This is a genomic window from Kitasatospora cathayae (genome assembly GCF_027627435.1).
Classification (GTDB): Bacteria; Actinomycetota; Actinomycetes; order Streptomycetales; family Streptomycetaceae; genus Kitasatospora; species Kitasatospora cathayae.
This window is the reverse complement of the sequence record NZ_CP115450.1, coordinates 5,066,180-5,081,012: the sequence shown is the minus strand read 5'-3', so window position 1 is coordinate 5,081,012 and position 14,833 is coordinate 5,066,180. Positions and strand designations below refer to the sequence as shown.

Sequence of the window (14,833 nt, the reverse complement as noted above, 5' to 3'; positions counted from 1 at the left end):
AGTGACGCGCGACTCAGCCGGTGTACGGGCCGTAGTCGTAGTCGTCCAGCGGAACCGCCTGGCCGGAGCCGGCGCCGAAGGGCGACAGGTCGTAGTCGTCGTAGCCGACGGCCGAGTACATCGCGGCCTTGGCCTCCTCGGTCGGCTCGACCCGGATGTTGCGGTAGCGGGGCAGACCCGTACCGGCCGGGATGAGCTTACCGAGGATGACGTTCTCCTTGAGGCCCAGCAGCGGGTCCGACTTGGCGTGGATCGCCGCGTCGGTGAGGACCCGGGTCGTCTCCTGGAAGGAGGCGGCCGACAGCCAGGACTCGGTGGCCAGCGAGGCCTTGGTGATACCCATCAGCTGCGGACGGCCGGAGGCGGGGTGACCGCCCTCGGCGACCACACGACGGTTCTCCTGCTCGAAGCGGCCGCGCTCGACGAGCTCGCCCGGGAGCAGCTCGGCGTCGCCCGACTCGATGATCGTCACGCGGCGGAGCATCTGCCGGATGATGATCTCGATGTGCTTGTCGTGGATCGACACACCCTGCGAGTTGTAGACCTTCTGGACCTCGGCGACCAGGTGGACCTGGACGGCACGCTGGCCCATGATCCGCAGCACGTCGTGCGGGTTGGTGGCACCCATGGTCAGCTTCTGGCCGACCTCGACCGCCTCGCCCTCGCTGACCAGCAGCTTGACGCGCTTCGAGACCGGGTAGGCGATCTCGTCGCTGCCGTCGTCCGGCGTGACGACCAGCTTGCGGGTCTTCTCGGTGTCCTCGATGCGGACGCGACCGGCGGCCTCCGAGATCGGGGCCACGCCCTTGGGGGTACGGGCCTCGAAGAGCTCGACGACACGCGGCAGACCCTGGGTGATGTCGTCACCGGCCACACCACCGGTGTGGAAGGTACGCATGGTCAGCTGGGTACCGGGCTCACCGATGGACTGGGCGGCGATGATGCCGACCGCCTCACCGATGTCGACCAGCTTGCCGGTGGCCAGCGAGCGCCCGTAGCACATGGCGCAGGTGCCGACGGCCGACTCACAGGTCAGGATCGAGCGGGTCTTGACCTCGCTGACGCCGTGGCGGATCAGCTCGTCGATCAGCACGTCACCGAGGTCGGTGTTGGCGGTGGCCAGCAGCTTGCCGTCGACGGTGATGTCCTCGGCGAGCATGCGGGCGTACACGCTGGTCTCGACGTCGTCGGCCTTGCGCAGCACGCCGTCGGCGCCCACGGAGCCGATCGCGAGCTTCAGGCCGCGCTCGGTGCCGCAGTCCTCCTCGCGAATGATGACGTCCTGGGAGACGTCGACCAGACGACGGGTGAGGTAACCGGAGTCGGCGGTACGGAGGGCGGTGTCGGCCAGACCCTTACGGGCACCGTGGGTGGAGATGAAGTACTCCAGCACGGACAGACCCTCACGGAACGACGCCTTGATGGGTCGCGGGATGGTCTCGTTCTTGGCGTTCGACACCAGACCACGCATACCGGCGATCTGACGCATCTGCATCATGTTTCCACGAGCACCCGAGTCGACCATCATGAAGATGGGGTTCGTCTTCGGGAAGTTCGCGGCCATGGCGTCCGCGACCTCGTTGGTCGCCTGGGTCCAGATGCCGACGAGCTCCTGCTTGCGCTCGTCGTTGGTGATCAGACCGCGCTCGTACTGCTTCTGGACCTTCTCCGCCTTCGCCTCGAAGCCCTCCAGGATCTGGGGCTTGCTCGGCGGGACGATGACGTCCGAGATCGAGACGGTGACACCGGAACGGGTCGACCAGTGGAAGCCGGCCGCCTTCAGGTTGTCCAGGGTCGCCGCCACGGTGACCTTGGGGTAGCGCTCCGCCAGGTCGTTGACGATCGCGGAGAGCTGCTTCTTGCCCACCTCGTAGTCGACGAACGGGTAGTCCTCGGGCAGCAGCTCGTTGAAGAGCGCGCGGCCCAGGGTGGTGGTCAGGCGGAAGGGCTCGCCGTCGAACCAGCTGGTCTGGCCGTCCTCGTCCACCGGCGGGGTCCAGCCGCGCGGCGGGACGGTGCCGGCGCCGAGGCGCAGCTCGATCGGGGCCTGGACGTCCAGCTCGCGGGCGTCGAAGGCCATGATCGCCTCGGCGGTCGACGAGAAGGTGCGGCCGGCGCCCTTCACGTTCTCGCGGTCCGAGGTCAGGAAGAACAGACCGAGCACCATGTCCTGGGTCGGCATGGTGACGGGGCGACCGTCGGCCGGCTTCAGGATGTTGTTCGAGGACAGCATCAGGATGCGGGCCTCGGCCTGCGCCTCCGCGGAGAGCGGCAGGTGGACGGCCATCTGGTCACCGTCGAAGTCCGCGTTGAACGCGGTGCAGACGAGCGGGTGGATCTGGATGGCCTTGCCCTCGACCAGCTGCGGCTCGAAGGCCTGGATGCCGAGGCGGTGCAGGGTGGGCGCACGGTTCAGCAGGACCGGGTGCTCGGCGATGACCTCTTCGAGCACGTCCCACACGACCGGGCGGGCACGCTCGACCATGCGCTTGGCCGACTTGATGTTCTGCGCGTGGTTCAGGTCGACCAGGCGCTTCATCACGAACGGCTTGAACAGCTCGAGCGCCATGGCCTTCGGCAGACCGCACTGGTGCAGCTTGAGCTGCGGGCCGACGACGATGACCGAACGGGCCGAGTAGTCGACTCGCTTGCCGAGCAGGTTCTGGCGGAAACGACCCTGCTTGCCCTTCAGCATGTCGCTGAGGGACTTCAGCGGCCGGTTGCCCGGACCGGTGACCGGACGACCGCGGCGGCCGTTGTCGAACAGCGCGTCGACGGCCTCCTGGAGCATGCGCTTCTCGTTGTTCACGATGATCTCGGGGGCACCGAGGTCGAGCAGGCGCTTCAGGCGGTTGTTGCGGTTGATGACGCGGCGGTACAGGTCGTTCAGGTCGGAGGTCGCGAAGCGGCCACCGTCCAGCTGCACCATCGGACGCAGGTCCGGCGGGATGACCGGGACGCAGTCCAGGACCATGCCGTTCGGCTTGTTGCTGGTCTGCAGGAACGCGGAGACGACCTTGAGGCGCTTCAGCGCACGGGTCTTCTTCTGGCCCTTGCCGGTGCGGATGATCTCGCGGAGGCGCTCGGCCTCCTCCGCCAGGTCGAAGGTCTCGAGGCGGTCCTTGAGGGCCGCCGCGCCCATCGAGCCGGAGAAGTAGGTGCCGAAGCGGTCGCGCAGCTCGCGGTAGAGCAGCTCGTCGCCCTCGAGGTCCTGGACCTTGAGGTTCTTGAAGCGGGCCCACACCTCGTCGAGGCGGTCGAGCTCGCGCTGCGCGCGGTCGCGCAGCTGCTTCATCTCGCGCTCGGCGCCCTCGCGCACCTTGCGGCGCACGTCGGCCTTGGCGCCCTCGGCCTCCAGCTCGGCCAGGTCGGTCTCGGCCTTCTTGGCGCGGGCCTCGAGGTCGGCGTCGCGGCGGTTCTCGATCTGCTGGCGCTCGACCGAGACGTGCGCCTCCAGGGACGGCAGGTCGCGCTGGCGGCGCTCGTCGTCGACCCAGGTGATCATGTAGGCGGCGAAGTAGATGACCTTCTCGAGGTCCTTCGGCGCCAGGTCGAGCAGGTAGCCGAGGCGGGACGGCACACCCTTGAAGTACCAGATGTGGGTGACCGGGGCGGCCAGCTCGATGTGGCCCATCCGCTCACGGCGCACCTTGGCGCGGGTCACCTCGACGCCGCAGCGCTCGCAGATGATGCCCTTGAAGCGGACGCGCTTGTACTTACCGCAGTAGCACTCCCAGTCCCGGGTCGGGCCGAAGATCTTCTCGCAGAAGAGGCCGTCCTTTTCGGGCTTCAGGGTGCGGTAGTTGATGGTCTCCGGCTTCTTGACCTCGCCGTGCGACCACTGGCGGATGTCGTCGGCGGTGGCCAGGCCGATGCGGAGCTCGTCGAAGAAGTTGACGTCAAGCACTGGTCGTCAAGCCCTCTTTCGTGATTCGAGAGTTTGTCTGTGGTCTGAGGGGGGCCTGGGGGCGGGGCCGGCTGCGCGGGCAGCCGGCCCGGCCTCCGTCAGACCTCTTCGACGCTGCTCGGCTCGCGCCGGGACAGGTCGATGCCGAGCTCCTCGGCGGCGCGGAAGACGTCCTCGTCGGAGTCCCGCATCTCGATGGACTGGCCGTCCGAGGACAGCACCTCCACGTTGAGGCAGAGCGACTGCATTTCCTTGATGAGAACCTTGAAGGACTCGGGAATGCCGGGCTCGGGGATGTTCTCGCCCTTGACGATGGCCTCGTAGACCTTCACGCGGCCGAGCACGTCGTCGGACTTGATGGTGAGCAGCTCCTGCAGGGCGTACGCGGCGCCGTACGCCTCGAGGGCCCACACCTCCATCTCACCGAAGCGCTGACCACCGAACTGCGCCTTACCACCGAGCGGCTGCTGGGTGATCATCGAGTACGGACCGGTCGAACGGGCGTGCAGCTTGTCGTCGACCAGGTGGTGCAGCTTGAGGATGTACATGTAGCCGACCGAGACCGGCATCGGGAACGGCTCGCCGGAGCGGCCGTCGAACAGGCGGGCCTTGCCGGTGGAGTTCACCAGGCGCTCACCGTCACGGGTGAGGGTGGTGTTGTCCAGCAGGCCGGTGATCTCGTCCTCGCGGGCGCCGTCGAAGACCGGGGTGGCGAGGTTGGTGCCACCGGCGACCTGGTCGGCGCCGATCGCCTGCAGGCGCTGGGCCCACTCGTCGGCGAGACCGGAGACGTCCCAGCCCTGCTTGGCGAGCCACCCGAGGTGGATCTCCAGGACCTGTCCCGGGTTCATTCGGGACGGGACACCCAGCGGGTTGAGGATGATGTCGACCGGGGTGCCGTCCTCGAGGAAGGGCATGTCCTCGACCGGGAGGATCTTGGAGATGACACCCTTGTTGCCGTGGCGGCCGGCGAGCTTGTCACCGTTGGTGATCTTGCGCTTCTGGGCCACGTAGACGCGGACCAGCTGGTTCACACCCGGGGGAAGCTCGTCGCCCTCCTCGCGGTCGAACACGCGGACGCCGATGACCTTGCCGGACTCACCGTGCGGGACCTTCAGCGAGGTGTCACGGACCTCACGGGCCTTCTCACCGAAGATCGCGCGGAGCAGGCGCTCCTCGGGGGTCAGCTCGGTCTCGCCCTTCGGGGTGACCTTGCCGACGAGGATGTCACCGGTGACGACGTCGGCGCCGATCCGGATGATGCCGCGCTCGTCGAGGTCGGCGAGGACCTCCTCGGAGACGTTCGGGATGTCCCGGGTGATCTCCTCGGGGCCGAGCTTGGTGTCACGGGCGTCGACCTCGTGCTCCTCGATGTGGATCGAGGAGAGGACGTCGTCCTGCACGAGGCGCTGCGACAGGATGATCGCGTCCTCGTAGTTGTGACCCTCCCACGACATGAACGCCACGAGCAGGTTCTTGCCGAGGGCCATCTCGCCCTCGTCGGTGCACGGACCGTCGGCCAGCACCTGGTTGACCTCGACCCGGGCGCCCTCGTCCACGAGCACCTTCTGGTTGAAGGCGGTGCCCTGGTTGGAGCGGGTGAACTTGGCGGCGCGGTACGTGGTGTACGTGCCGTCGTCGTTGGCCACGGTGACGTAGTCGGCCGAGACCTCCTGCACCACACCGGCCTTCTCGGCGGTGATGACGTCGGCGGCGTCGACGGCGCAGCGGTACTCCATGCCGGTGCCGACCAGCGGGGCCTCGCTCTTCAGCAGCGGCACCGCCTGGCGCATCATGTTCGAGCCCATGAGCGCGCGGTTGGCGTCGTCGTGCTCGAGGAACGGGATCATGGCGGTCGCGACCGACACCATCTGGCGCGGCGAGACGTCCATGTAGTCGATCTCGGTGCCGGGGATGTAGTCGATCTCGCCACCACGGCGGCGGACCAGGACGCGCGGCTCGGCGAAGTGCAGGTCCGCGGTCAGCGGGGCGTTCGCCTGGGCGATGACGTAGCGGTCCTCCTCGTCGGCGGTGAGGTAGTCCACCTTCTCGGTGACGACACCGTCGACGACCTTGCGGTACGGGGTCTCGATGAAGCCGAAGGCGTTGACCCGGCCGTACGAGGCCAGCGACCCGATCAGACCGATGTTCGGGCCTTCCGGGGTCTCGATCGGACACATGCGGCCGTAGTGCGAGGGGTGCACGTCACGGACCTCGAAGCCGGCGCGCTCACGGGAGAGACCGCCGGGGCCGAGGGCGGACAGACGGCGCTTGTGGGTCAGGCCCGACAGCGGGTTCGTCTGGTCCATGAACTGCGACAGCTGGCTGGTGCCGAAGAACTCCTTGATGGAGGCGACGACCGGCCGGATGTTGATCAGGGTCTGCGGCGTGATCGCCTCGACGTCCTGGGTGGTCATGCGCTCGCGCACGACGCGCTCCATGCGGGCGAGACCCGTACGGACCTGGTTCTGGATGAGCTCGCCGACGTTGCGCAGGCGGCGGTTGCCGAAGTGGTCGATGTCGTCGACCTCGACCACGATGTCGCGGCCGGTCTCGTCGCGCCACTCGGTCTCACCGGCGTGCAGCTTCACCAGGTACTTGATCGCACCGATGATGTCGGGCTCGGTGAGCACGCCGGAGTCCAGCGACTCGGCGTTGCCCAGCTTGCGGTTGAGCTTGTAGCGACCGACCTTGGCCAGGTCGTAGCGCTTCGGGTTGAAGTACAGGTTCTCCAGCAGCGTCTGCGCGGCCTCGCGCGTCGGCGGCTCGCCCGGACGCAGCTTGCGGTAGATGTCCAGCAGCGCGTCGTCCTGGCCCTGGGTGTGGTCCTTCTCCAGGGTGTTGCGCATCGACTCGTACTCGCCGAACTCCTCGAGAATCATCTCGTTGGTCCAGCCGAGAGCCTTCAGCAGCACGGTGACGGACTGCTTGCGCTTGCGGTCGATGCGGACGCCGACCATGTCGCGCTTGTCGATCTCCATCTCCAGCCAGGCACCACGCGAGGGGATGACCTTGCAGGAGTAGATGTCCTTGTCGGACACCTTGTCCAGGGTGGAGTCGAAGTACACACCCGGGGAGCGGACCAGCTGCGACACGACGACACGCTCGGTGCCGTTGATCACGAACGTGCCCTTGTGGGTCATGAGCGGGAAGTCGCCCATGAAGACCGTCTGAGACTTGATCTCACCGGTCTCGTTGTTGGTGAACTCGGCCGTGACGAAGAGCGGAGCCGCGTACGTGAAGTCGCGGTCCTTGCACTCGTCAATGGAGTTCTTCGGCGGCTCGAAACGGTGGTCGCGGAAGGTCAGGGACATCGACCCGCTGAAGTCCTCGATCGGCGAGATCTCCTCGAAGATCTCCTCCAGACCGGACTTGGTGGGGACGTCCTGACCGGACTCCAGCGCCTGCTCGACCCGGGACTTCCAGGCCGCGTTGCCGAGCAGCCAGTCAAAGCTCTCGGTCTGCAGGGCCAGGAGGTTCGGGACCTCGAGGGGCTCCTTGATCTTCGCGAAGGAGACGCGGAGCGGGGCGGTGGATGCGGCGGAATTGTTCGAGGCGTTGCGCGGCGCGGCCAAGAGGGGGGTCCTTCCGAGGGCTCGGAGCTCACTACGCGCGTACCAGCCGGGCCTGGTCGGGCTGGTGCCGCCTCCCTCGCCACTGGCCTCTGCCGGGGTCGAAATCCCAGGTCAGAGCCGCTTTGCGGAGGCAGTGCCAGGCCCCATCAGGGCAACGCAAACTCCGGGCGACGAGTCACGGAGCAGCTAACAGGCAGCGCAAAGGGACAGTGTAGCCAAAGGCCACACTGCTGTCCAGCTCTGATTCGGAGACCGAATCGGAGACTCCTCCCGGTAGCCGGGGGCGCGGGCGCCCACCGGGTACTGCTCTAACTCACGTGGAGTCATTTCCCGCCGGAGCCACTGGTTATGCATCCAGCGGCGAACCAACCGGGCGGACTCGCGCCTTGAGAATCGCGCGCCTCGCCAGGTTCGTCAAGGGCCCGCCGGCGGCGCGGACCTCGACCCGTCTATCGGCCCGAACCCCTCCGGCGTTACAGAAGCCGTGGTCGGGGCCACCGTCGACGATGGTGATCACCATACTCCTCGTCGCCGACAGTGCCGAGTGCGCGATCGGCCACACCGGTGGTTCTCGGACGCTCGGCCGGCCTCCCGCCGGGAACGCAAAAAGACCGGGCCGACCACCCGTAAGGGTGATCGGCCCGGCCTCAGGCCCCCTCAGAGGGGGCGAGAAGTCACTTGACGGTGACCTTGGCGCCGGCGCCCTCGAGGGCAGCCTTGGCCTTCTCGGCAACGTCCTTGGCAACCTTCTCCAGGACCTTGGCACCAGCGGTGTCAACGAGGTCCTTGGCCTCCTTCAGGCCGAGGGAGGTCAGGGTGCGCACCTCCTTGATGACCTGGATCTTCTTGTCGCCGGCCGACTCGAGGATGACGTCGAACTCGTCCTGCTCCTCGACAGCGGCCTCGGTGCCACCGGTGGCGCCACCAACGGCGGCAACGGCGACCGGGGCGGCGGCGGTGACGTCGAACTTCTCCTCGAAGGCCTTCACGAAGGCAGCGAGCTCGATGAGGGTGAGCTCCTCGAACTGCGCGAGCAGCTCGTCCTGGGACAGCTTCGCCATGATTGGCGTCCTTCCACTAAATCGGCAGGTGGTGCCGGATGTACGGGTTGGCGGGCGTACGGGCCCGCAGCGAGGCGTGAGCCTGCGGAATTACTCCGCGGCCTCGTCCTCGGCGGCGGGAGCCGGCGTACCGGCACCGCCCTGCTCGACCTTGTCGCGCAGCGCGTCCACGGTGCGGACGAGCTTCGACGGCAGGGCCTGGAAGAGCGCGGCAGCCTGGGACTGCTTGGCCTTCAGGGCACCCGCCAGCTTGGCGAGCAGCACCTCGCGGGACTCGAGGTCCGCGAGCTTCTTGATCTCATCGGCGGACAGCGCCTTGCCGTCAAGGACACCGCCCTTGATGATGAGAGCGGGGTTCTCCTTGGCGAAGTCACGCAGAGCCTTCGCCGACTCCACCGGGTCACCGGTGACGAAGGCGACAGCCGTCGGACCGTTGAACAGGTCGTCGAGCTCGGAGATCCCGGCCTCATTGGCCGCGATCTTGGTCAGCGTGTTCTTCACCACGGCGTACTCGGCGTTGTCGCCGAGCGAGCGACGCAGGGTCTTGACCTGCTTCACCGAGAGACCGCGGTACTCGGTGAGCAGCGCCGCGGAGGAGCCACGGAACTTGTCCGTGATCTCGGCGACGGCAGCAGCCTTGTCGGGCCTGGCCATAGGCTTACGCCTCCTTCCGTGATGTCGAAGTCCGGCCGACCGCGAAAGTCGACCATTCACGCCTCGAACCGACCGGACGGAAGGAAAGCCCTTGCGAAATGCAATGAGCCCCGGTGCGCAGGCGCACGGGGCTCGGAACGACCTCGACGGGCGGCCGCGCGGACGCGGAACCCGGAAGTCGAAGCTCCAGACACACCTGCGCGGGCTGCCTGCGACGGAGCGCAGATCCTTCGGCCACCCGCTCCCTGACGGGCGCGAGGCGACAACCAGCGGTCTTTGGCTTCGGCAACAGTAACCGGACCCGACCGCACGAGGCAAATCGCCCTCGGACGGGTGAACCGGGGCGGGCCCGGAGCGGCTCGGCGGGCCAGCGGGCCAGCGGCTCAGCGGGCCAGTGGGGAGACGGTCCGGACGCCGGTGTCCACGGTGTCCGTCTCGGCCGGGGCCTGGGCCGAGAGCAGCGGGCCGGCGAGGTCGGAGTAGAGCACCGTGTCGTCCGCCCGGCCGCCGTCCCCGTTGCCGGTGCGCTGGAGCCGGACCAGCTGGTCCTTGTCGTTCAGCCAGAGGTCCAGGGTGAGCGAGAGCGAGCCGCCGGGGGCCAGCGCCGCCCGCAGGCCGTCCCGGCGGGCCTGGGTCAGCCCGGTCTGGGCGGCCGCGTACTTCTCGGCGGTGGTGGTCACCCGGTAGTGCTCGACGGTCGAGTCCTCGTACTTCTCCTCGCCGACGAAGCTCGCGTCCGCGCCGTCGGCGGTGGCCGCGGTCAGCGCCTCGACCGGGTTCAGCAGGTCGATCAACCCCGCGTACGGGATCTCCTTGTGGCCGTCCGGGCCGGGCGGGACGGTGAACCGCTCCCAGTGCTTGCCGCCGTGCCCGGACGCGGTGGCGGCGTCGCCGCCCTGGTAGGCGACGGTGTCCACGACGATCAGCTGCTCGGCGTCCCCCGGGGTGGAGCGCTTGATCTGCAGCGCCGTCTTGGGCGCCCAGAACAGCGGACCGGACCCGGCGTCCGACCCCAGCCGGTAACTGACCTTGGCCCGGCGGGCGGTCTGCATGGCCAGCTCGGCGGAGAGCAGCACCCCGTGCGGCGACCGGTCGGTCGGCTTGGCCGGCCCGGTCGGGGTGGCGCTGGTCGGGGAGGCACTGCTCGCGCTCGCCCCGGCGGAGGGCGCGGCGGGCGCGTCGCCCCCGCCGCAGCCGGTCAGGCCGCTCGCGAGCGCGGCGACGACGGCCAGTGCCGCCAGCCGCTGCCGTCCCGCCATCGTCCGTTCCTCTCTCACCGGGCCACCTTGCCACCCGGACCCGGATCCGCCGGTGGCGGCCCCCTGGTCGGGCCGAGCCGGCCCCGGTCCGTCCACCGGTCGGACGAGTCGGGCCCGGAGCGGGGAGCGGGGTCAGCTGTCGGACGCGGCGCTCTTGCCGAGCTTCGCCAGCTCGGTGATCTCGATCGTGTCGCCCTGGTCCGGCGCGGTCGTGTTGACCGGGGTGCCGTAGTCCGAGTAGGTGACGGTGACCTTCATCGCGCCGGCCTTGGTGTCGGCCTGCTCGGTCCGCTTCACCACGAGCTGGTCGGCGTCCACCCAGACGTCGATGGTCTCGCTGGAGATGCCCAGGGTGGCCAGCGACTGCTTCATCCGGTCGAACTGCTCGGGGGTCAGGCCACCGTTGGCCTTCGCCATGCCGGCCACGTTCAGCACGCCGGTGTAGTGGGTGGCCGGCTTGCCGTTCACCGTCTCCTTCCCGACCTCGGTCACGGTGCCGGAGGCGATCAGGGTCCGCACCCCCTCCACGGGGTCGGCCTTCTTGAACTGGTCGGCGCTGCTCGCACCACCGGCTCCGGCGCCGCCCTGCAGCTTGGCCACGTCGCCGTAGCCGATGTGCACCCAGTGCCGCCCGTCGGACGCCTGCAGGGCCTGGCCGCCGAGCTTCATGTACATGCCGTCCGGGGTGAACCGGTACACGAAGGCCGTGCCGCCGATGGCGTCGGTCATCTTCTCGGCACCCGGCGTGCCGGACATGTCCATCGTCATGTCGCCCTGGAGACCGCCGCCCCAGGCCATGGCACCGTCGGCCTTCATGGTGACGCTGCCCATCGTGATCGACTCGGTGACCTTGGCCGACTTGGCCGCGTCGGTCTTCTTGGTGACCTGCTCCAGGAAGACCGCCGGGCTCACCTTGACCGGCGGGTTCGCCGGGGCGGTCGTGGCGGCAGCGGCGGTGGTCGGCGCGGCCGGGGCGGCGTTCTTGCCGTCGGAGGCACTGTTGTCGTTGCAGGCGGTCGCGGTCAGCGCCAGGGCGGCGAGGACGACGGCGACGGCGGTCTTGCGGGTTCCAGCCATGGTGTTCCCCCCTTGAGAACCCCCGGGCGCGCGGTGCGCCCGGAGGCGGTAGCCGGTGGTGGTGCGGGTCGGATCAGCCGAACAGCTTGAGCAGGTCGGCCTGGGAGCCGAGGTCGCCGGCGGCGGGCGCCTCGACCTTGCCGCCCTGGCCGAGGTCGGAGTACTTGACGGTGACGGCCTTCGACTCGCCGTTGGTGTCGCCGTACTCCTGGTACTTGACGAGCTCCTGCTTGTCGTTCAGCCAGAAGTCGATGGTGAGGGTCTTCCCGTCCTCCTCCAGCGTCTTCTGGACGGACTGGCGCTGCTCCGGCGTGAGCGCGGTCATCCCGGCCACCAGGGTGGCGGTCTCCTCGACCGCCCGCAGGTGGGTGGTCTGGACGCCGTCCACGCTCTCCTGGCCGACCTTGCTCAGCTTGCCGCTCGCGGCCGCGATGGTGAGCTGGGCGACCGGGTTCGTCATCTGACCCATCACCACGAACGCACCGCCCATCTCCTCCGAGGCGGGCACCTTCACCCAGTGCTTCCCCTGCAGGGCCGCCGTGGCCGTGGTGTCGTCGCCGCCGACGTAGGCGTCCGTCCCGATCACCCGGATCTTGAGCTTCTTGCCTTCCATGTCGCTGGAGACGTCCAGGGAGACCTTGCCCGGGTCCTTCCAGTCGACGGTGCCGCTGCCGCCCGGGCTGGTGGGGTCCGGGGAGATCATGGCGACCTTGCCGCTCCCGGCCTTCTGCATCACCAGGGCGGCGGCGGTGAGCGCGGCCTTGGGGTCCGCGGTCAGCCCGGCCGGGACCGACCCGGCGTCCTTGGTGTCAGCGGCCGCCTTGCTGTCGCCGCCCCCCTTGCTGCCGCAGGCGGTGGCGCCGGCCAGCAGGACGGTGGCGGTCACGACGGTGGCGGCGAGACGCACGGCACGCATGGAAGTACCCCCGTAGGTTCATCGGAAGAGCCGATGCTCAGCTTCTTCTCACGCGGACTCTAACGGATCGGCAGGACCGATCCGCACCGGATATCCCCCTCCCGTCATCCGGCCGCGGTGGGTGACGCGTCGCCCGGCCCGGCCGAGGAGACGTCCGTCGTGGTCACCGTGGTTCCGGCGCTCCCCCGGGCGGTCTCACGCAGCCTCAACAGCTGCCGCCCGGGCCCGACCCAGACGTCGTAGCCGATCTGCGCGACCCCGCGCTGCCGGTACCAGTCGACCACCACGGCGAGCCGCTGGGGGCTCAACTCCCCGTCCGCGCCGAAGTAGTCGGCCACCGGGGCGGCGCCCTGGTAGTGCGCGACGGTCGCCCCGGCCAGCTGCTCGCCGCCGAGCGAGCCGAGCCGGTTCGCCTGGGCCATCGCGTACGCCCGGCTGCCCGGGTCGGTGACCAGCGTGGTCATCCAGCCGCCCGCGTAGCCGGCCGGGTCGGGCCCGGCCTCCGGGTCGAGCGACTCCGCGGTGGTGCGGTCCGCGTGCTTGGCCGCCCCGTCCTGGTAGGCGAGGTCGATCGCGCCGTCGTGGAGGGTCAGCTGCCCGGTGCCCAGTTCGTCGGTGACGGTCAGCGCGGCCTCGTCCCGGTCCCCCCAGACCAGCGTGCCGCTCGCGGTGCGCCGGCCGTCCGGGCCCTCCCGCACCACGTCGATCCGGGCGCCGCCGGTGTCGTCCAGCCCCTGGGCGGCGGTGAGCACCACCTGCTTGGGCGGCACCGGCGCCGGGTCACCGGGGACGCGGGCGTCGGGGGCGGCCAGCACGCTGCACCCGGTGGTGGCGCCGAGCAGCAGCAGGGCCGCCGCGAGCGCGGCGGGGCGAGGGGCGGGCGGCACGGCACACTCCGGCGGTCACGGGTTCTCCACATGATCTGACCGGCAGAGCGTACGACGGCTCGGTCACCCGTTCCCATCCGCCCTCGTCCCCGGGGTCCCCGGAAACGCGACGACGGCGGGCCCGCACCCCCGGTGAAGGGGGGGCGGGCCCGCCGTACGGACTGCTCTAGAGCGCTGGGGCTCAGACCGCGGCCGGGTCCTCCTCGACGAGGAGGTTGCGGGTGCGGTTCGGGTCCACCTGGATGCCGGGGCCCATGGTGGTCGAGAACGCGGTCTTCTTGATGTAGCGGCCCTTGGCGGCGGACGGCTTGGCGCGGAGCACCTCGTCCAGCGCGGCGGCGTAGTTCTCGACCAGCTGCTCGTCGGTGAAGGAGGCCTTACCGATGATGAAGTGCAGGTTCGAGTGCTTGTCGACGCGGAACTCGATCTTGCCGCCCTTGATGTCGTTGACAGCCTTGGCGACGTCCGGGGTCACGGTGCCGGTCTTCGGGTTCGGCATCAGACCACGGGGACCGAGCACGCGGCCCAGGCGGCCGACCTTGCCCATGAGGTCCGGGGTGGCGACGACGGCGTCGAAGTCCAGCTTGCCCTTCGCGACCTCGTCGATCAGCTCGTCGGCACCGACGATGTCGGCACCCGCAGCACGCGCGGCCTCGGCACGCTCGCCGGTCGCGAAGACCAGGACCCGAGCGGTCTTACCGGTGCCGTGCGGGAGGATCACGGTGCTGCGGACCATCTGGTCGGCCTTGCGCGGGTCGACGCCCAGACGCATGGCGACCTCAACGGTGCCGTCGAACTTGGTGGTGCTGGTCGCCTTGGCGAGGCGGACGGCCTCGAGGGGGGCGTAGAGGCGCTCGCGGTCGACCTTGGCGTCCGCGGCCTTCAGAGCCTTGCTGCGCTTCACTGCTGCTCCTGAATGGTGATTGGAGTTGTGGTAGTCAACGGGCCTGCGCAGGCCCTACCACGGGGGGAACGAGAAGGGGATCAGCCCTCGACCGTGATGCCCATCGACCGGGCGGTGCCGGCGATGATCTTCTCCGCCGCGTCCAGGTCGTTGGCGTTCAGGTCGGGCATCTTGGTGGTGGCGATCTCGCGGACCTGGGCGCTGGTGAGCTTGGCGACCTTGGTCTTGTGCGGCTCGCTGGAGCCCTTCTCGATACCGGCGGCCTTCAGGATGAGGCGCGCGGCCGGCGGCGTCTTCGTGATGAAGGTGAAGGAACGGTCCTCGTAGACCGTGATCTCCACCGGCACGATCATGCCGCGCTGCGACTCGGTCGCAGCGTTGTAGGCCTTGCAGAACTCCATGATGTTGACGCCGTGCTGGCCCAGCGCGGGGCCGACCGGCGGCGCCGGGTTGGCCGCACCGGCGTTGATCTGGAGCTTGATAAGCCCCGTGACCTTCTTCTTCTTGGGAGGCATGTCTCTCCGGGTCCTTCCGAGAGGTGATTGCTGGTGCGTGCGGAACCGGGGCGACACCCGGTCGCCAGCACACACATC

At 69.1% G+C, this 14,833-nt stretch carries 10 protein-coding genes; all 10 read right to left on the bottom strand.

Features of this window, described 5'->3' with window-relative positions; translation table 11 throughout:
• Positions 1 to 13: 13 nt before the first annotated feature.
• On the bottom strand, positions 14 to 3,907 hold the full coding sequence (locus O1G21_RS22670) for a DNA-directed RNA polymerase subunit beta' (protein WP_270146445.1): 3,894 nt from the start codon (positions 3,905 to 3,907) through the stop codon (positions 14 to 16).
• 98 nt (positions 3,908 to 4,005) lie between these two features.
• On the bottom strand, positions 4,006 to 7,482 hold the full coding sequence (rpoB, locus tag O1G21_RS22665; RefSeq protein WP_270146444.1) for a DNA-directed RNA polymerase subunit beta: 3,477 nt from the start codon (positions 7,480 to 7,482) through the stop codon (positions 4,006 to 4,008).
• Positions 7,483 to 8,156: 674 nt separating this feature from the next.
• Positions 8,157 to 8,543: a 50S ribosomal protein L7/L12 gene (rplL, locus tag O1G21_RS22660; RefSeq protein ID WP_270146443.1), complete on the bottom strand. Its 387-nt coding sequence runs from the start codon at positions 8,541 to 8,543 to the stop codon at positions 8,157 to 8,159.
• A 90-nt stretch (positions 8,544 to 8,633) separates the two neighbouring features.
• On the bottom strand, positions 8,634 to 9,197 hold the full coding sequence (gene rplJ / locus O1G21_RS22655; protein WP_030290437.1) for a 50S ribosomal protein L10: 564 nt from the start codon (positions 9,195 to 9,197) through the stop codon (positions 8,634 to 8,636).
• A gap of 383 nt (positions 9,198 to 9,580) precedes the next feature.
• On the bottom strand, positions 9,581 to 10,456 hold the full coding sequence (locus O1G21_RS22650) for a hypothetical protein (protein WP_270146442.1): 876 nt from the start codon (positions 10,454 to 10,456) through the stop codon (positions 9,581 to 9,583).
• A gap of 132 nt (positions 10,457 to 10,588) precedes the next feature.
• Positions 10,589 to 11,533, bottom strand: a complete 945-nt coding sequence (locus O1G21_RS22645; protein WP_270146441.1) for a LolA-like protein — start codon at positions 11,531 to 11,533, stop codon at positions 10,589 to 10,591.
• Between the two features lie 73 nt (positions 11,534 to 11,606).
• Positions 11,607 to 12,449, bottom strand: a complete 843-nt coding sequence (locus O1G21_RS22640; protein ID WP_270146440.1) for a hypothetical protein — start codon at positions 12,447 to 12,449, stop codon at positions 11,607 to 11,609.
• A 104-nt stretch (positions 12,450 to 12,553) separates the two neighbouring features.
• On the bottom strand, positions 12,554 to 13,336 hold the full coding sequence (locus O1G21_RS22635; protein WP_270146439.1) for a hypothetical protein: 783 nt from the start codon (positions 13,334 to 13,336) through the stop codon (positions 12,554 to 12,556).
• A 181-nt stretch (positions 13,337 to 13,517) separates the two neighbouring features.
• The gene (gene rplA, locus O1G21_RS22630) at positions 13,518 to 14,240 is read right to left on the bottom strand and encodes a 50S ribosomal protein L1 (protein ID WP_030290441.1); all 723 of its coding nucleotides are present in this window, start codon (positions 14,238 to 14,240) and stop codon (positions 13,518 to 13,520) included.
• Positions 14,241 to 14,320: 80 nt separating this feature from the next.
• Positions 14,321 to 14,755, bottom strand: a complete 435-nt coding sequence (gene rplK, locus O1G21_RS22625; protein ID WP_224278191.1) for a 50S ribosomal protein L11 — start codon at positions 14,753 to 14,755, stop codon at positions 14,321 to 14,323.
• Between the last annotated feature and the right edge of the window lie 78 nt (positions 14,756 to 14,833).